An 18,267-nucleotide genomic window follows, 5' to 3' on the forward strand; every position below is an offset into this window, starting at 1 on the left:
TATCGGTTGCTGGTGCTGAGGGTTGGCGAGTTTTCTAATCTAGAAAGCCCGATGCACGAGCACTGGTTCGATAAGCCGCTTCAACGTCGGCCAGTGCCTGTTCTGCGCTTTCCCGCCCTTGCATGAAATCGGTCAATTCCGAACCGAGCGCGGCATGCATGATCCCCATGAATGGGTTCATCGGATAAGGGCGACCACCGCTGCTGATGGTATCAAGCACACCTTTTGCCCCCTCCGGCGCCTGGTAGCCCTTGATCAACCATGTTGCGGCGTTCGGGTGTTCATTGGCGACGCTCGAGCGCATGCCATACATCATCGCCCGGAAGCTGGCTTCAGCATCCTCGTCAGAAACATTCTTCGCGATAGTGAACCCATCCCACCACAACGCTGCAGCAGGGATATCGTACCCACCCAGCGTAGGGGCAGGCGCAATCAGCGTCGCATCACTTATCTCCGGAGCTGCGCCATTGGGGTCAAGATGCGAGTTCACCATTGATCCCCACTGATTGATGATCGCGACCTTGCCATCCAGATACAGCTTCTTGAGGTCATCAGCCGTCAGGGTCAAATACTCCGGCGGCATGTATTCCGTCATCTCCTTCATGAGCTGCAACACCTGAACGCCCTTGGGATTATTGATCGAGGGTTCAGCGCTGCCGGGCTCGAAGAACTGGCCGCCCAGGCCCAGGTAGTTGTTTACAAATTCATTTCCGAGATACCAACCGGCCTCATAAGCCGCCGCCAGCGGGTACTTCATGATCCCCGCTTCCTTGATGGTACGGGCCGCATTGAGGACTTCCTGGTATGTCTTCGGTGGTGGGATACCAAGATCACTCAAGATATCGCCGCGCATGAACAAGTGCTGACTATTGGCCATGAAGGCGATAGCAACAGTCTTGCCGTCGATCTTGATCAACTGATCGGGCTTGAGATCCTGGCCATATTTCTCAACATACTCGTCGAGAGGTCTCACCAGCCCTGCAGACAGCAACGGTGGTAATGTGTTGGTTGATACCATCGCAACACTATAGATAGCGGGGTCTATCGCCAGGGCTGAAACTTGAATGCTCTTGTGCTCAGTCGTCCTGTTGATTCTGACATTTACCGTATCGGACACACATTGCCGGGCCTCATTCAGAACGACGCCCAATGAATCTATGTCATTCGACAGCACGCGTACCGAGCCGCTCTCGATACCACATTCGGCAGCAGCAAAATTTGAAGCGCATATCAGGGGTAAAAGGCAAACCGTCGCCAAGGCACATAATCTTGTCATGATATTATCTCCCTCCAGATCGTGCCGGATCATTCGGATATTTATATTTTTTTGCCTGCCAGCTTTTAGTCTGGCAATTCTTGTAATGTGCACAACGCAATTGATTCAGCAGCCCGATTCACTCAACAATGCTGCTGATCCGTCATTTTTTACTTAACAACGCTATTCTTCTGAAGGCTCTGTTGGCTTGACAGCGTCTTTTTCCAGCCGTTTTATTATCCAAGCTCTTTGATCCAGAAGCGCCTGACCGGGCCAACATTACAGGCCCGGCGTGGCGCATTTTCTCAAGGCTCGGCAGGTGCATCAGCCAGTTGGGCAAGTTTGATCTGAACCAGCATCGACAGCTCGTCATAGACCGTCCACTCATCCACGATACGGCCCCCCCTGTAATGATAATGAGAGATACCCATTACCTGGACGCGTTTGCCCGTCGGATCACCAAAGCTTTCGATGCCGCCATAACCGAGGTGATGACCTTCCATGACCCAGCGTACGGCAACCTTTGTCCCGCCTTCGACGCAAGGAACAGAGCAGATGTGCTGAGGTTCGAAGCGTGCATCAGGAAGTGATCCGACCAAGCCAATCACTTGATGGGTCACGGCATGAGTGCCGTACAGTTCTTTCATCAACGGGCCGTGATACATGACAGTTGGCGCGTAGACTTGGCGAATCTTACCGAACATCTTGCGGTTCCAGACATCGTGCAACCACTGCAATGTCTCGCGCTCGATATCATTATTGGCAATCGACAGATCGGCATGCTCGGCCGGCGGGTACTGGCCCAGCATCAGCCCGTTCTCACCGATATCAAGCGCCTTGACACCTTGCGCAAGCTTGGTGCTGGCGATCTTCTCGGCATATGCCTGAGGGTCGAGCCCCAGTTGCTGGACGATGGCCATCTGATCCGCAACGACCCACTCACGATAGATCTTGTTCTCGAAGATCATGCAATCGGCAACGGTTCTCGAAGTGAACGGCTTGCCATTGGCCGGGCCAAAGTGACCGTTCTGTGTATAGCGGCCGGAGCCTGTGACCAGATGCGAGGTGTAGAACCCGTCCTGATCATTACCGTTCCAGATCACCTGTGTGGCCATACCACGGCGCTCAGGAAAACTCACCAGCCGCTGGATGGTGTCACGTACGACGTCCTCGCGGTTATACATCGTGCCCATGGTGCCGTAGAGCACGCAGTTATTGGTGTAGTGGGTATAGATGAGTCCCACATCACGCTCATCCCAGATCTTGTGGGTGCAGCGAACGATGTAATCGACGATATCGGTGTAGCAATCATCGAACCCCTTCAGAGACTGTGAGCGCGGACGACTGTCGCTGACCAGATCCACGAAATCCAGACGCTCGCTCTGCAGCACCTGCTCGCTGGGTGCTGCCTTGGGGCGAGACGGAGTAGCCTCCTTCGGAGTCGCAACTGTCTCTTCTTGTTTACTGGCCATGATTCCTTCCAATGTTTGCAAATTTAGGCTGGCGTGCCACCGCAAAATGGCATGCACTGCATAAGTATGCAAATATTTTTCCTTCTCTTCTACCAAGGTATTATTCCGCCATATATCAGTAAACATGATGCTATCTGGCGGATCATCGGGAAGAAGCACGATACGCGCCAAGCGTCTTATTCAAGAATTTGTTGAAAATATCTGACTACGTATTCATTCTGAGGTAATACAAGCTCAATGCTTTGCCGCCACGACAACAAACTTGCTTCGTGACAACAAACTTTCTTCACGACAACAACAGGGAGCATCCGCAATGACTCTGAGCCCAGAACAGATGGAGGCGCGAATCGTCCGCTATGGCGATCTGAAGCCCTGCCGCAGCGCTTTCATCGACGCACATACTCCTGGCTCTAATCAGAAGGAAAACTTCACCATCGTCGGCGGTGGCGTGAGTGAAAGCGCTGACCAACATGTTCACATCAGTGACACGCCTGGCTTCAACATTGGTGCCGCAGGACAACCACCGAAATGCCTCAACAGCCTGCATACCCATCGCACTGCTGAAGTGTTCTTTGTTCTCAGCGGTCGTTGGCGCTTCTTCTGGGGGCGCTTTGGGGACGCGGGGGAAGTCGTGCTGGAAGAGGGCGACATCATTAATATCCCGACCGGCATCTTTCGTGGCTTCGAGAATATCGGCACCGACTACGGCATGATCATGGCGATTCTCGGTGGTGACGATGCCGGAGGCGGCGTGGTCTGGGCACCGCAAGTCATCGAGGACGCCAAGGAGCATGGTCTGGTACTTGGCGAGAACGGCAAACTTTACGACACCAAGGCTGGCCAATCACTGCCGGAAGGCGTGCAGCCGATGCCGCTTCTCACCGAATCGGAGTTGGTCCAGTACCCGGAACTTCCGGTAAGCGAAGTGGTACCCCACTATGTCGCTCGCTACTGGGACCTGATGGCCCTGGCATCCAGCGGCCCCGCCAAGGTCATCGGTGAAAATGCCCTGCTGCGTGACAAGCCCGGCTTCGAGGTCGAACTGCTGACGAGAGGCTCTGTTTCCACACAACCCGCCAGCAGCGATCAGCATGAAATACTGATGGTGATGCGAGGGCACTGGAAGCTGAGCTGGCAAGGCGGCACCAAGGTATTGGCCCCCGGTGATACCTGCGCGATCCCCCCTCAGTTGGCCTATGCCATCGAACCTTCGATGAGCGGAGAAGCCAGTCTCTACCGGGTACGCTCCACTGATGATCCGGCAGGCCCAACATGGCAAGGCTGAATCCGCAGCAATCGTGCCCTCCTCTGCTGATGCTTCCCGGCATGATGTGCGATGCTCGCCTGTTCACGCCACAGATTGCGGCGCTTTCTGCCGGGCGCAGCCTGATGGTGCCGGATTTGAGCGGCGAGAAAAGCATCGCAGCACTAGCGGAAAAAATCCTTGATGAGGCGCCGCCACGCTTTGCACTGGCAGGGCTTTCCATGGGCGGGATCGTTGCCATGGAAATGCTCGCTCAGCAGCCAGAAAGAGTAGCTGGAATCGCGTTGATGAATACCAACCCTCGCGCCGAACTGCCAGAGGTTCGCGCAGGTCGCGGACCGCAAATCGAAGCTGCGCATCAAGGACAGATGCTCGCGCTGATGGAAGAACGCATGTTTCCGCTTTACAGCGCCAGTGGTGATCCATCGATCTCCGCTATCGCACGAGATATGGCGGCATCACTCGGGCCAGAGGCCTTCATTCGCCAGTCGCTGGCCCTGCGTGACCGTGAGGATCTCAGCGACGTGCTGCAACGGAGCCATATTCCGACCTTGATCCTCGGCGGGCACAACGATCTGTTATGCCCGCCTGAACGGCATGAATACATGGCGTCGCTGATGCCACATGCAAAGCTGGTGATGCTCGCAGAAACAGCACACCTGTCGACACTGGAGCGGCCGGTCGAAACGTCTGCCGCATTGAATGAATGGCTGGAGACGTTGCATGACTGAACTTCTCGACCTGAGCATCCGTGAACAACTGCATGAGTTGAACGCAGGGCACACCACGGCACAAGAGATGCTGGATGCAACGCTTGAGCGTATCCAGGAGCGAAATCAACGCCTGCGTGCCTATGTTCACATTGATGAGAGCGGGGCCAGAGCTCAGGCACAGCGCATCGACCAGTTGCGGGCCGCCGGGTTGGATACGGGGCCTCTGGGCGGTATTCCTGTTGCGCTCAAGGACCTGATCAATGCCAAGGGACAGCCAGGATACTGCGGTTCTCATGCGTTTGATTCCAAACCAGCAGAGCACGATGCCGAGATCGTTGCTCGACTGCGCGGCGCCGGGGCCATCGTGCTCGGCAAGGTGGCCACCTATGAGTTCGCCTTGAATGGCCCTACCTACGATCAGCCCTATCCGGTAGCACGCAACCCGTGGAACCTTGAGCATATTACCGGAGGCTCCTCCTCGGGCAGCGCCTCAGCCGTTGCTGGCGGTACCGTCAGAGCGGCGATCGGAACCGACACTGGGGGCTCGGTCAGAAGCCCGGCAAGCTATTGCGGCATTGTTGGGCTGAAGCCCAGTGCCAACCGCTTACCGCTCGATGGTGTCTTCCCGCTCTCGCAGTCTCTCGACACCCTCGGCGTACTGGCCAAGTGTGTCGATGATGCCGCCTTGTTGCTCGATGCCATGTCGGCCCGGCAAGGCCAGGAGGCTGCCGCCAGCCGCATCAACCAGCCTGTCTCGGGGCTGACGGTCGGCTACGCGCGTAGTTGGCTGACCGACGATCCGCACACGCACCCAGCCGTTATCGAACTGCTCGACGCCGCCGCATCCAGCCTGTCACTACTCGGCGTGCGGATAGCCACCGTCACCATGCCAGACTATCCCGCCATCGAAGAGACCGGGCGCATCATCCTGCTGCACGAAGCGTTTCTGAACCACCAGCACGCATTGGAAGCACGCGGACAGGACTATGGAAAAACGACCCGCGAGGTATTGAGAGAAGGAGAGACCATCAGCACGACGGAACTCAGCCTGGCTCGTGAGGCGGCTCTGCGCCTGCGAACCGAGATTGATGAAGCACTTGGCGAGAGCGGCATTATCATGACCGCCACCACACTCGGCCCCGCTCCACCGCTGGGCGATGGTAAAGCCGCCTGGACCCCGATGCGCACCATCCCGTTCAACATTACCGGCCACCCCGCTATCAGCATCCCATGCGGCTTCATCGGTGGCTTACCTATCGGATTGCAATTCATCGGGCGCCATGGCGACGAAGCCAGCCTCTGTCAGCTCGCACATGCCTTTGAGCAAAACACGCTGCATTCCGTCCAGCACCCACCAATGTGGGATAGAGATTATTGAAAGGCGCTTTACTGGAAAGCTGAAAAATTACCACACAGTGTCGTCACGTACTGTTTCTATTCTTCGCCCACTTATCAAATTAACAACAAGTCAATAGCACATTAAGCGCTACCAAATATCTCTCTAAGAAAGGAGCCGTATAACCCTAGAAGCCCAACACTCTCACTAATATATGCTCGTACAATAAAGCACAGCGCGCAGCACTACTTTATTCATAAAAACAAACTCTCCTTGGCAAAACAGGCCAGCGGAGATTAACCAACATCATCTCAAAGGAACACAATGAACAACATAACAAAATTCCTGGTGATAGGAAGCCTTTCTGTCGCAAGCATACCCACCGCCCTTGCATTTAACCTCTATAAGGATACCGATACAGAGCTATCTTTCAGCGGGCGTCTTCAAGCGAGATACAACACCTACCAAGACGGCAGTAACATGTGGGATACAGGATCTACTCGCTGGGGACTTTACGCCAAACAGGGCATCAACGACGACCTGGATATCATTGCAGGCTCCGAATGGACGGTAACAGCCAATGAGGACAATTACGATGACGATCCTCATGTGCACCAACGCCTTCTTTATGCAGGGCTTGACCATGCAAGGTATGGGAAGCTGATCTTCGGGCAACAATTGAGCGTCGTGTGGGACGTTGCCTGGTGGTCAGACATGGGAATGAATTATGGCAGCCGGGCATTCGGTATTTATAACTATGCAGACTTTGGAGAAGCCAGCGGCACAGGCCGAGGGGAAAAAGCCCTTACCTGGCGGAAAGACTTTGGCGACTGGACGCTAGGCCTGCAGTATCAAGGAGAGCGTACAGATACCAAACTTGCTCAAGGTGTGAAGGCGAATTTGGGGGACGGAGGGGGAGCATCGCTACGCTACTCATTATCTGAGAACATCGAGATCGGCACTGCTTATTATCAAAATCGCTATGACAATGTCACCCCTGGCCATGGTATCTCTGCAGGTGACGATGCCCAGCTATGGCTCGCAGGCTTCTTGTATACTGATGACAACTGGCATGTAGGGGCGACACTTGCACACAGCAACAACTGGGAGATGTCAGAAAGTGGGCAAATTTTCGATGCTCAAGGCGTCCAAGCGTATGTTTATCGGCATTTTGACAATGGGATAAGGCCAACCTTCAACTATAACTGGCTGGAAGATAGAGATGGACGTAGCGAGGGTGAAAAACGCCATACCTACATCTACGGCCTTGAATATCACTTTGAGCGTGACAAATTCCTGGTGTGGGCAGAGTACCAGAACAACCACGGCACCAGCTGGAATGGCACCAGCTACGAAGATAGTGACGATGAATGGACAGCAGGTATTCGCTATTACTTTTAAATCAAGGTCCATATAAGAGTCGAAGCGCCTCGGAGCACCTCGCAGAACGGGCACGAGGGAGGGGCAATGCAGTTCCTCCCTCCTTTTTTCAACTGAAAGAATACAGGGTAAGAACTTAAAACGCCCACAGAGCTTCTAGCTCAGCCGCTGTCATATCGCTTCTTATGTAACAGATGCGCGAACAGATTCAGAATATTGAGTGATCGTTTCTGGTCCAGACATTTAGCAGGAAAAGCACTCATCAGGACAACACCTCGTCTATGGAGTGGGCATGCGCCCAGTCGGCAACTCTGGCTCGGCCAGGCCCTGTTGAACCTCGATGGCAGAAGCAGAGCATCGGATCATAAGCCAGCAATATAGAAACATTTATGTCCAAAATCTGCATGAAATAACATGTTTAGACATTATTGTGTCCAAAATACTATTCCGATGCCGAGTCGCTTCCAGGAATGGTCGTGCAAATTCTTCACCACATTTCGTACATCAGCATCAGGCCATGCCTACACACCTTCTGGCGTGGGCCTGATATCGTAGAGTCTGGATCAGCGGTCGTTAGCCCGTGTGCTGCTACCGCGCAGTCCAAAGTACTGCAGTTATTTCATGAATCTATGATTGTCAGTTGGATAAAATAAATTTCAAGGGAATTGAAATGTATAACTTTAAAATTTTTGCATTTTTATTTTCAGCAATAATCTTATTATCTGGGTGTGCTAATAAGCAACCTAATGTGCCAATGGAGAAAACTTTCTGGAGCCAAAAAGAGGAGCGGATTGGTATTGGAATGAATAGAGCCCCTACTCCTGGATATTACAAAGTTGGTGCACAAGGGTTATTGGACATGGCGATCAATAGCGCTGTAACATCAGAGCTTGGAGAAGCGGTGAAATCTTGGAATTCACCAGATATTGCTATGCTCGCAAATGAGATAAAAGAAGACCTTGAAGATAAAGGCTATCATAACGTTTCTATCATCTCTCAATCACTAAAACATGATGACTTCAAACCTTTCGATGGTTATAAAGAAGGGTATTCCGATATAGATCTAAGTCCGTTGAAATCACGCTACAATATTGACAAGCTTGTTTTGCTTACTATAGGAAGTAGCGGAATATCACGTAGCTATTATGGTTTCATACCTACTTCTGATCCAGCTGTATTTGTTAATTATGGTGGCAGTGTTATCGATCTTGATGACAATCGTTATATTTATTTCAAACATGGAGTTTCTCATCAGGCCATAGAAGGCGAATGGGATCAACCACCTGAATTTTCAAATTTGAAAGCTGCATATAATTCTGCTGTTGAAAAAGCTTTGAATCAACTTGCACTGCCTTACCGTGTATCAGAAAACGCATTGTCTCAGTCGGAAAGCTTGAGCCTGCAATAAAGTATCGTAGAAAAACTCTATGGGAAGGAGCTAAAGGCTCCTTCCATGTCGATGCTCATGAGCAAATTCCTCTACGGATAATACTCTGAGCAGAAATTCACAGGGTCATTACAATCATGCTTCATTACCGGAAGCGGTTTGAGGACGCCGGTTGGAGCGATGGTTCTGCCATAGTGTCAGCGCCAGCAACCCGACGGCGATGACCAGGAAGGTCACACTGATCGGGCGAGTGAAGAATGGGGTCCAGTCTCCTTCGAAGGCCTGCAACCCACGCCGCAGATTGGATTCCGCGATAGGCCCCAGAATCAAGCCGAGGATCACTGGCGCAGTACCGAACTGGTAGCGATTGAGGAAATAGCCAAGGATGCCGAATCCGAGCATCAGAAAAAGATTGAAGACATCGCCGTCGACGCCATAGACCCCGATGAAGCAGAACACCAGGATCGCCGCCAGCAACTGCTTGCGTGGCACCATCAGCACACGAATGAACAGCTTGATCCCCAGGCACATGGTCAGCAGCATGAAGACATTGGCGACCAGATAGGCCACAAAAATGCCGTAGACGGTGCCGCTCTGCCCGTCGAACAGAAGCGGCCCTGGTGTGACGCCCTGAATCATCAGGCCACCAAGCAGCACTGCGGTGGCCGCCTCTCCGGGAATGCCCAGTGCCAACGTAGGGATCAGTGCACCGCCCAATAACGCGTTGTTGGCGCTTTCCACCGACACGATACCGGGCGCATGGCCGGTACCAAACTTCTCCGGTGACCTGGAGAAACGCCGCGTCTGGTCATAGGCGACCAATGAAGCGATGCTGCCCCCCGCGCCGGGCACAGGGCCGACGATAGAGCCCGAGGCCACACCAGCAACGATGGCCTTCCAGTGGCGCAGTGTCTCGATGAAACGTGGCCGAGCAATATCGATACGATGACCACTATCCTGCATTCGCTGATGTGGATCGTACTCGAATGCATCCTTGAGCACTTGAGCGACCGCGAACAGCCCGATCAACACGGGCAACAGATTGACCCCTGTCAGCAATGACAGCTGACCGAAGGTGAACCGGTCAACACCGGTGATCGGGTCAGTACCGATAGTGGAGACGAAAAAGCCGATCAGGCCGGCAATCAACCCCTTGAGCAATGACTTGCCTGCCACCGAGGCAATGATCACCAAGCCAAAGATGCTGAGCGAGAAGTACTCGGCCGCGCCAAAGCGCAGCGCAAACTCAGCAATCGGCGGTGCCAGAAGACTCAGAATGACCATGCTCGCAACGCCGCCAAAAAAAGACGCGACAATAGCCAACCCAAGAGCACGCCCGGCCTCCCCCTTCTGGGCCATGGGAAAACCATCGAATGTGGTCGCCACGGAAGATGGCGTACCGGGGATGTTGAGCAGAATCGCGGGGATCGATCCGCTGGCACCTGCTCCGCACAACGCTCCCAGCATCATCCCAATGCCCATGACCGGGGGCATACCGAAAGTCACCGGCAACAGCAGCGCGACAGCCATGGCCGAGGTCAAACCAGGCAACGCTCCCATGACGATGCCAAGCAGAGTGCCACCAGCAATCGCCAGAAGCGTGCCCCATTGCAGTACCATCTCTAGGCCATCGAGATAACTGGAAATCATGATGTTCTCCTGAGCATGACGTTCTCCTGGAAGTCACTCGTCCGTCCGTTACCCTCTCCTTCAATCAGGCAGCGGTATCTCAAACAGCTCGGTGAAGACATAGAAGACGGCGACCGCCAGCGTCACAGCGAATACAGCCGCCAGGAGCACGCTCTTGAGCTGCGCCATTGCACTTAGTTGACGCCATGTTCCACTGATGACCGCCAGTCCGATGATGCAAAAGAAGGTGAATAACGCAGTGCTCGGGATATAGCCGAATGCTTCGAAGATCAGGATATAGCCGGCGGCGAGGACAATGATGAGCCCCCACTGCGCCACATTCCGAGCGCTTCCAGCCCCTTGGCTGGCCGGGGAACCGTCTCCGGTAGCTCGCCACTCGCGGATATCCTTGATCAAACAGGGGATCACCAACAGAAAGATCAGCCCGGATATCAGCTTGGGAAAGAAGGACGCAGAAAGGTCACCGACGATCTCGACATTCCGCAACGTCGTGGAGAGCGCGAAGGCGGCCGCCGACGTGACCAGCAGCACGAGATCAAACAGTGGCTTCCCGATATCACGTTGCATGTTTCAACACTCCCATGTTTCCCCTGTTTCCATGCTGTTCCTGCTCCCATGCTTCTCCTCAGGGCAGCAGCGACACATCGCCACCGCCCGGTCAAGAAGTGAGAGCATCCGTCAGGTCCGACTTCCCTGAAACATTACTGCGCCAGATCACCAGCGGCTTCGGCCATCACCTCAGATGACTGCTCAATGAAGGTATCCAGCTCGTCGCCATAAAGCGGTGCAAGCTGGGTGCCTAGATTGGCTGCAGTATCTGCATAAGAGCCGTCTTCAATGATTTGCTGAATCGCTTCGACCCACTTTTGCCTGACGTCGTCGGAAATGCCCTTGGGAGCAGCAATGCCACGCCAGACGGTCAGCGTCAGGTCATAACCGGACTCCTGGAAAGTCGGCACATCGGGCAGCGAGTCACTGCGTTGGTCATAGGTCATGGCTAATGCCTTGAGGCGCCCTGATTCCAGCGCAGAACGCAGCTCGGCTCCCCCCAGCACAACAGCATCGACGTGGCCGCCCATTGCCGCGGAAATTGCCTCGGAGCCTCCCGGGTAAGGGATGATGTTGAACTTGGCATCGGTACGATTGGCCATGGCGACCGCAGCAATGTGTGCTGATGAGCCAACACCGGAGACACCGACCTTGAGCGTGGTGCCGGAAGTGGCAGCCTGGACCAGTTCTTTGAGATTCGCGTACTGGCTATCGCCACCGACAGCGATGACATAGGGCTCTTCGACCACCTTGGCGATGAAGTCGAAATCATCATGGCTAAAAGCCACGTTGCCCATCGCCTCCAGTGTCAGCATGGCGTTACTGGCAGCGAGAAACGTGTAGCCATCAGGCTTTGATGCAACCGCGCGAGACATTCCGACGGCACCGCCGCCACCGGCAAGGTTGCGAATGACCAGGTCTTCGCCCAGCTTTTCCTCCAGCAGAGGTTGCAGGGCACGCACGAAGGTATCGTTACCGCCACCTGCCGAAAACGGCACGATCATGTCGATGCTCTTGGTCGGGTAATCGTCGGCTACTGCTTGTCCACCTACTGCCAGCGTCATGGCAACCGTCAACATGCCAAGGCCAAGTAGCTTTTTCATTGTGTTCTCCTTGTCTCTTGCTGAAGGAAAGTATCCTTGCTTCAGAAAATGCGGCATCCATCGTCGAATGGCCTCAGCGCACCAACGCCGGGCGCTTGGGGTCGAAGGTCCAGCCATCCATCAGGTACTGCATGGCCATGGCATCATTGCGGCCACCGGCGGGCAGGCTGCGATATAGCTGATGCGCCTTGTCGATCTGCTCGCGATCAATCTCGATGCCCAGTCCCGGTGCGTCGGTGACCGCAACCCGGCCATCGACGATCTGAGGAGGATTGCGGGTGAGGCGTGCATCGCCTTCCTGCCAGATCCAGTGGGTATCGAGCGCGGTGGTACGCCCAAGGGCAGCCGCGCCTACCTGGGCGAACATCGCCAGGGAAATATCGAAATGGTTGTTCGAGTGAGAACCCCAGGTCATCCCGTGGTCCTGGCACAGCTGGGAAACACGAACCGCGCCGGAAAGTGTCCAGAAATGCGGGTCCGCCAGCGGAATATCGACCGAACGCAGCATCAGGGCATGAGCCATCTCGCGCCAGTTGGTGGCGACCATGTTGGTCGCAACCGGCAGGCCTGTAGCGTGGCGAAACTCGGCCAGAATCTCGCGGCCGGAAAAGCCCTGCTCAGCCCCGCACGGATCCTCGGCGTAGGCGATCACGCCATGCAGGTCCTTGCACAACCGAATCGCCTCATCGAGTGACCAGGCGCCATTGGGGTCAATGGTCACGCGCGCCTCGGGAAAGGCTTCATGCAGTGCCGTGACCGCTTCGATTTCCTGATCGCCAGCCAGCGCGCCCCCCTTGAGCTTGAAGTCCTTGAAGCCATAGCGGTCATGGGTAGAACGAGCCAGCTCGACGATCTGCTGTGGCGTCATCGCTGCCTCGTCGCGCAGGCGATACCAGTCATGGTCGGCACCCGGCGTGCCACGGCGATAGTCCAGTGGTGTTGCATGGCCATCACCGATGAAGAACAGGTAACCCAGCACCTCGACACTATCGCGTTGCTTGCCGTCGCCCAGCAGCTCGGCCACTGGCACATCGAGGAACTTGCCCATCAGGTCGAGCAGTGCCGCCTCAAGGGCTGCCACTGCATTGATTCGCAGTTCGAACGTCCAGGAGCCTTTACCGAAGTCCTCGAAGTCAGCACGCCGTCCGCTTGAATGCAGCGATGCCACCATGGAGCGCAACTTGCCGATTGGCTGTCCAAGAATCAGAGAACGCGCCTGCTCCAGAGATTGCTGGATCGTCTCTCCTCCAGGTGCTTCCCCAACCCCTACATGACCAGCGCTGTCCTCGAGAATGATCAGATTGCGCGTAAACCAGGGTGAGTGGGCGCCACCGATGTTGAGCAGCATGCTGTCGCGTCCAGCAACAGGAATGACCTGCATGTCGGTAATCGTGGGAGTTGCGTGGCTCGGCATATGCCATCCTCCATGGTCATTTCGAGGCGCAGTGCATCCGCTGTTCTTGGCCAGGTCTGCGCAGAAAAGTGTCAGGGCGGTACAGCCCACTCTCGAGAAGATCGCAACGAAGCCATGCAACCGACCTCCTCGATGAGCAGCTCACCCTCATGCCCATAGATTGTCATACATAATATAAATAAGACCGTTAGACCTTAGATGGAAATAGCCTCGGTAATGCCAGGATGAACATACAACAGCCCACGCCATGCTGTTACAACTGAACCCAGTGGCAACTGACCCAGTAATAACTGGCCCAGTGACGACGGATCCCTGTAACAGCGGGCATCCATCAGACACACCATTCGGTAGCCTGACGCTCATTGCGGTATGCTGATAGCATAATCAATAGCCTGCTTACTACTACCTTATATCTACAAGGTGCTTCATGTCCGACGCTGATGCCGCTTCCCCTGCCGAGTCATTCATCCAACTTCCTCCGCGACCGACGCCGAAGGTGATCGAAACACTGGTGACAGAGCTCGAACCACTGCTGGGCAAACGCATTACCACGGCGACAGGTATACGTGAGCAACACGGGCACGATGAGTCATGGCATACCCCCTCCCCGCCGGATGTGGTGTGCTTTCCACACTCGACCGAAGAAGTCGCCGCCGTGGTAAAGACCTGCGCAAGGCTTGACGTACCGATCATCCCCTATGGCGTCGGCACCTCGATTGAAGGCCAGGTCATTGCCCAGCATGGTGGCGTCTGCGTGGATCTTTCAGCGATGGACCAGGTTGTCGAGGTGCGCCCTGAAGACATGGATGCGACGGTTCAACCGGGCGTGACACGCACGCAGTTGAATGCCCATCTGCGCGCCACCGGCCTGTTCTTCTCCGTCGACCCTGGTGCCGATGCCAGCATGGGCGGCATGGCCTCGACCCGCGCCAGCGGTACCAACACCGTGCGTTACGGCACCATGCGCGAGAATGTGCTGTCGCTGACCGCCGTCATGCCGGATGGACGCATCGTGCGTACTGGCGGAAGAGCCAGAAAGTCCGCCGCCGGTTACGACCTGACACATCTGCTGGTTGGCGCGGAAGGTACGCTTGGCATCATCACCGAATTGACCGTCAAGCTGCATGGCCTGCCGGAAGCCATCTCATCTGCCACCGTGGCCTTTGAGGACGTGTCCGGAGCGGTCAATACCGTGATCGCCTCGATTCAATACGGCATTCCCATGGCCCGTATCGAACTGCTTGATGCGCTATCCATGCAGGCCGTCAACCGCTTCTCAGGGCTCGACTATGCAGAGAAACCCACTCTGTTTCTGGAATTCCATGGCACCCATGCCAGCGTAAAAGAGCAGGCCGAAACCCTGGCGGAACTGTGTCATGACTTTGGCGGCAGCGATTTTGCCTGGGCCACCCAGGAAGAGGAGCGTCAGAAGCTGTGGCAAGCCCGCCACGATGCAGCCTATGCCGCCAAGCAGTTGCGCCCGGGAATGGAGTTTCTGGCAACCGACATCTGCGTGCCGATCTCGAAGTTGGCGGAATGTATCGAAGCGACTCAGCAGGATGTTGAAGAAAGCGGTCTGGTCGCACCACTGCTCGGTCATGTCGGTGACGGCAACTTCCACCTGGTGGTCGTGATCGATCGCAACAGCGACGAAGAAATGGCCAATTTGAAGGCTTTCAACGAGCGCCTGGTGCAACGCGCGCTAGCAGCCGGAGGCACCTGTACCGGAGAGCATGGTATCGGACTGGGCAAACGCCGCTACATGGCCAGCGAACACGGCGAGGCCCTGAACGTCATGCGTGCCATCAAGGCGGCGCTGGACCCACAGGGCATCATGAACCCGGGCAAAATGGTCTGATTCAAATCGGCTGCCCTGTCCGTGCCCCTGGACAGGACAGCCCTCGACTCAGCCGGTGACCAGAATCGCCTTCAATGCCACCAGACATGCATCCACCTCGGCGATGGTGTTGTAGTGGGCCATGGAGATACGCGTTACCGAGGACAACCCAAGGGGGCGCAGGATGTTGCCAGAAAAGGCGTCGTTCTTGCGTGCATGGGTGCGAATGCCATGTTCCCCCAGCTTGGCCACGACGGTTGGCGCATCCATGCCATCCATGGCAAACGATGCCACTCCTTCCCGCCAAGGCGCATCAGTGCCACCGATCAGGCGCACACCAGGGAGTGCTCCAAGCCCTTCCACTTGTGGTGACCCCTGGATCAAGCGGGTTACCAACGCCTGCTCCTGGGCATGCATGGCCTCGCCTGCCGCCAATAGCCGCTGTCGACGTGATGTCTCCGCGGTGAACTGTGCGCCTAGCCACTCCAGGTATGCGACCATTTCCGACACTGCGGCAAAGGCCGAAGGGTCGCGACTACCCAGCTCCCAGGCATCATCCGGCTTGCCCAGCAGGCGATCGTGATCGACACAGGCCAGGCGAGGCGACAACCAGGCATAGCCGTTGTTGAACTGGCAGAACGTCTTGTACATCGACACCACATAGCCATCGACGTCATAGTTCGCCACATCCAGAGCGCCATGGGGAGCATGCTGAATACCATCGACAATGATGAAGCAGTCCGGAGCGATGGCACGAATGGTCTCGGCGATGGCAGCGACATCCTGGGCCATGCCTGTCACGGGGCTGGTATGCAGAATCGTCGCCACCCGGGTATCCGGGCGCACTACCTCGGCATAGTGCTCGGCGGTAACGCGGCCGCTGGTGGTATCGAACGGCACTGTCAGCCACTCGCGGTGGGTGCGGCGCGCCCATTGGGCGGTGCCATCGAAGCTGGAGGGGTGCTCCAGCTCACAAGCGACGATGCTGCCACCTTCTTCAGCCGCCGTGGCAGCGGCGCGGATCAGACGAAACAGGCACTCACTGCCGGTTTCACCACTGAAGATCACCCCATCCTGCGCGCCGAAGAAATCGGCCAGAGCCTCGCGTCCGTCATCGACGATTTGTTCAATGGCACGGGAAGCGGCGTTGTCACGGTGAGCGTTATCCGGGACAGAAGCCACTTCCGCTACCCGCTGTACCACAGCCTTCAGCGTCAACGAACCACCGGCATTCTCGAAGAAAACTCGCTTGCCGGAATAGGGACATTGATCAACGTGGTGAAAGCGCTCACGGATCTCACCCAGCAACTCGGTAGAAAAGGCATTGTCCACTACGTCATGTGCGGACGTCAGGGTCAGCGTCATATAGAAGTTCTCCAGTAACCTGAATGATCAAGCGGCAACTCGGCGGCTCATCCGCCAGCGGCGCCACAAGGGAACGAGCAGCGACAGCACCACGAGCAGACACAGCGCCACAGACAACGGGCGGGTGAAGAAAGTGGTCAAGTCCCACTGTGCAATCTGCATGGAGCGACGAAAATTGACTTCCAGAATCGGCCCGAGGATCAACGCAATCACCAGTGGCGCAGCAGGATAACGCCAGCGTTCCATGAAATACCCCACCAGCCCGAAGGCGATGGTGAGCCACACATCAAACATCTCGTTGCGCAGGGCATAACTGCCGACAACGCTGAACAGCAGGATCATCGGACCAAGAACCGCCCCTGGCACCCGCGTCACTGCCACCATATAGCGGCACAACCACAACCCCAGGACAGCGAACATCAGGTTGGCGAACAGCAACGATACGATCAGCGTGTAGGTGCTTTCGGCATGTTGAGTGAACAGCGACGGCCCCGGAATCATGCCGTGAATGGTCAGCCCGCCGACAAATACTGCCGTTACCGCATTGCCGGGAATCCCCAGCGTCAACGTCGGGATCAGGGTGCCGCCGGTCACCGCATTATTGGCCGACTCCGAAGCGGCAACGCCTTCAATCTCCCCTTTTCCATAGCGTTCAGGAAAGGCAGAGTGACGACGCGCCTCGTTGTAGGAGATAAAAGCGGCGATGCTGGTCCCTGCTCCGGGCAGAATGCCGACAATGGAGCCGATCATCGAGGACCGCCACAGTGTACGCAGGCAACGCTTCAGGTCCGCCCAGTACGGCAGGCTACGCCCTTGCAGGTTCTGTGCCTCACCCGAGAGCACACCGCCATCCCGGGGTATGCAAAGGTTGAAGGCCTGAGAGACCGAGAACAGGCCAATCAATACCGGCAGCAGCGGTACACCATCGAACAGTTCATTCTGGCCGAAGGTAAAGCGCTGCAGGCCAGTGAAGGCATCCAGGCCAACACAAGCAAGGGCCAGGCCCAATGCCGCGGACAGCACGCCCTTCACCGGTCGCTCGGAGACCACCCCGACAATGGTGACCAGGCCAAAGATCGCCAGCCAGGTATATTCCTGAGGCCCGAAGGCCAGGGCGATGGTCGATAGCGGCGGGGCAATGGCCAGCAGAACAAAGACACTGACCAAGCCGCCGAACAGCGACGCCAGGGCCGCCATGCCAATGGCCTCCCCTCCTCGCCCTGCCACAGCCAACGGGTAACCATCCAGAGCCGTGGCAATAGACGCATCCGTACCCGGTGTGCGCAGCAGGATCGCCGTCACTGATCCACCGAACACTGAACTGACATACACAGCGCCCAGCAGGATCAATGCCAGATCCGGCGGCATATTGAAGGTGATGGGAATGCATAGCGCCACGCCCATGGTTGAGGAAAGCCCCGGTAGCGCACCGATCAGCATGCCCGCCAGCGTGCCCAGCACCAGCGTCAGCAACGCCATCGGCGTCAGCACATTGGCAAAAGCCGTCAATAGAATATCCATGCGATATCTCCAGAAGTTCTG

General features: G+C 56.0%; 14 protein-coding genes. 6 read left to right on the plus strand and 8 right to left on the minus strand.

What is annotated here, in order from left to right:
* Positions 1-34 precede the first annotated feature (34 nt).
* The gene (locus tag Q1K07_RS02760) at positions 35-1,369 is read right to left on the minus strand and encodes an extracellular solute-binding protein (RefSeq protein WP_300307448.1); all 1,335 of its coding nucleotides are present in this window, start codon (positions 1,367-1,369) and stop codon (positions 35-37) included.
* 191 nt (positions 1,370-1,560) lie between these two features.
* Positions 1,561-2,727 (minus strand): ester cyclase, encoded by a 1,167-nt coding sequence (locus Q1K07_RS02765; protein WP_300307449.1) that lies wholly within the window; start codon positions 2,725-2,727, stop codon positions 1,561-1,563.
* A 313-nt stretch (positions 2,728-3,040) separates the two neighbouring features.
* Between Q1K07_RS02765 and Q1K07_RS02770 the strand changes: the two genes are divergently transcribed.
* The 5 genes from Q1K07_RS02770 to Q1K07_RS02790 all read left to right on the plus strand — a co-directional run bounded on the left by Q1K07_RS02770 (position 3,041) and on the right by Q1K07_RS02790 (position 8,828).
* Complete coding sequence (locus Q1K07_RS02770) at positions 3,041-4,012, plus strand: cupin domain-containing protein (protein ID WP_300307452.1); 972 nt, start codon at positions 3,041-3,043, stop codon at positions 4,010-4,012.
* Positions 4,000-4,722, plus strand: coding sequence for an alpha/beta fold hydrolase (locus tag Q1K07_RS02775; RefSeq protein ID WP_300307455.1), 723 nt, complete (start codon positions 4,000-4,002; stop codon positions 4,720-4,722). Before Q1K07_RS02770 ends, Q1K07_RS02775 begins: the two co-directional genes overlap by 13 nt.
* On the plus strand, positions 4,715-6,082 hold the full coding sequence (locus Q1K07_RS02780) for an amidase (protein WP_300307457.1): 1,368 nt from the start codon (positions 4,715-4,717) through the stop codon (positions 6,080-6,082). Before Q1K07_RS02775 ends, Q1K07_RS02780 begins: the two co-directional genes overlap by 8 nt.
* Positions 6,083-6,364: 282 nt before the next feature.
* A complete protein-coding gene (locus Q1K07_RS02785) occupies positions 6,365-7,441 on the plus strand; it encodes a porin (protein ID WP_300307460.1) in 1,077 nt (358 codons plus the stop codon).
* A 619-nt stretch (positions 7,442-8,060) separates the two neighbouring features.
* On the plus strand, positions 8,061-8,828 hold the full coding sequence (locus tag Q1K07_RS02790) for a hypothetical protein (RefSeq protein ID WP_300307462.1): 768 nt from the start codon (positions 8,061-8,063) through the stop codon (positions 8,826-8,828).
* Between the two features lie 114 nt (positions 8,829-8,942).
* Here Q1K07_RS02790 and Q1K07_RS02795 read toward each other — a convergent pair whose 3' ends face one another.
* The 4 genes from Q1K07_RS02795 to Q1K07_RS02810 form a co-directional block, all read right to left on the minus strand.
* Complete coding sequence (locus Q1K07_RS02795) at positions 8,943-10,457, minus strand: tripartite tricarboxylate transporter permease (RefSeq protein WP_300307464.1); 1,515 nt, start codon at positions 10,455-10,457, stop codon at positions 8,943-8,945.
* A gap of 60 nt (positions 10,458-10,517) precedes the next feature.
* Positions 10,518-11,024, minus strand: a complete 507-nt coding sequence (locus tag Q1K07_RS02800) for a tripartite tricarboxylate transporter TctB family protein (RefSeq protein WP_300307467.1) — start codon at positions 11,022-11,024, stop codon at positions 10,518-10,520.
* Between the two features lie 134 nt (positions 11,025-11,158).
* Positions 11,159-12,109, minus strand: a complete 951-nt coding sequence (locus Q1K07_RS02805; RefSeq protein ID WP_300307468.1) for a tripartite tricarboxylate transporter substrate binding protein — start codon at positions 12,107-12,109, stop codon at positions 11,159-11,161.
* A gap of 73 nt (positions 12,110-12,182) precedes the next feature.
* Positions 12,183-13,523, minus strand: a complete 1,341-nt coding sequence (locus Q1K07_RS02810) for an enolase C-terminal domain-like protein (protein WP_300307470.1) — start codon at positions 13,521-13,523, stop codon at positions 12,183-12,185.
* 427 nt (positions 13,524-13,950) lie between these two features.
* On the opposite strand from Q1K07_RS02810, the gene Q1K07_RS02815 reads away from it, so the two are divergent.
* Positions 13,951-15,381 carry an FAD-linked oxidase C-terminal domain-containing protein gene (locus tag Q1K07_RS02815; RefSeq protein ID WP_300307472.1) on the plus strand — a complete coding sequence of 477 codons (1,431 nt, stop codon included), beginning with the start codon at positions 13,951-13,953 and terminating at the stop codon, positions 15,379-15,381.
* A 48-nt stretch (positions 15,382-15,429) separates the two neighbouring features.
* On the opposite strand, the gene Q1K07_RS02820 is transcribed toward Q1K07_RS02815, so the two are convergent.
* Together Q1K07_RS02820 and Q1K07_RS02825 are read right to left on the minus strand one after the other, a co-directional pair.
* Positions 15,430-16,725 (minus strand): aminotransferase class V-fold PLP-dependent enzyme, encoded by a 1,296-nt coding sequence (locus Q1K07_RS02820; protein WP_300307475.1) that lies wholly within the window; start codon positions 16,723-16,725, stop codon positions 15,430-15,432.
* Positions 16,726-16,752: 27 nt separating this feature from the next.
* Positions 16,753-18,246 carry a tripartite tricarboxylate transporter permease gene (locus Q1K07_RS02825; RefSeq protein ID WP_300307478.1) on the minus strand — a complete coding sequence of 498 codons (1,494 nt, stop codon included), beginning with the start codon at positions 18,244-18,246 and terminating at the stop codon, positions 16,753-16,755.
* Positions 18,247-18,267: the final 21 nt, after the last annotated feature.

Origin of the sequence: Halomonas sp., from assembly GCF_029263665.1 — a bacterium.
In the GTDB taxonomy this organism is placed as follows: Bacteria; Pseudomonadota; Gammaproteobacteria; order Pseudomonadales; family Halomonadaceae; genus Halomonas.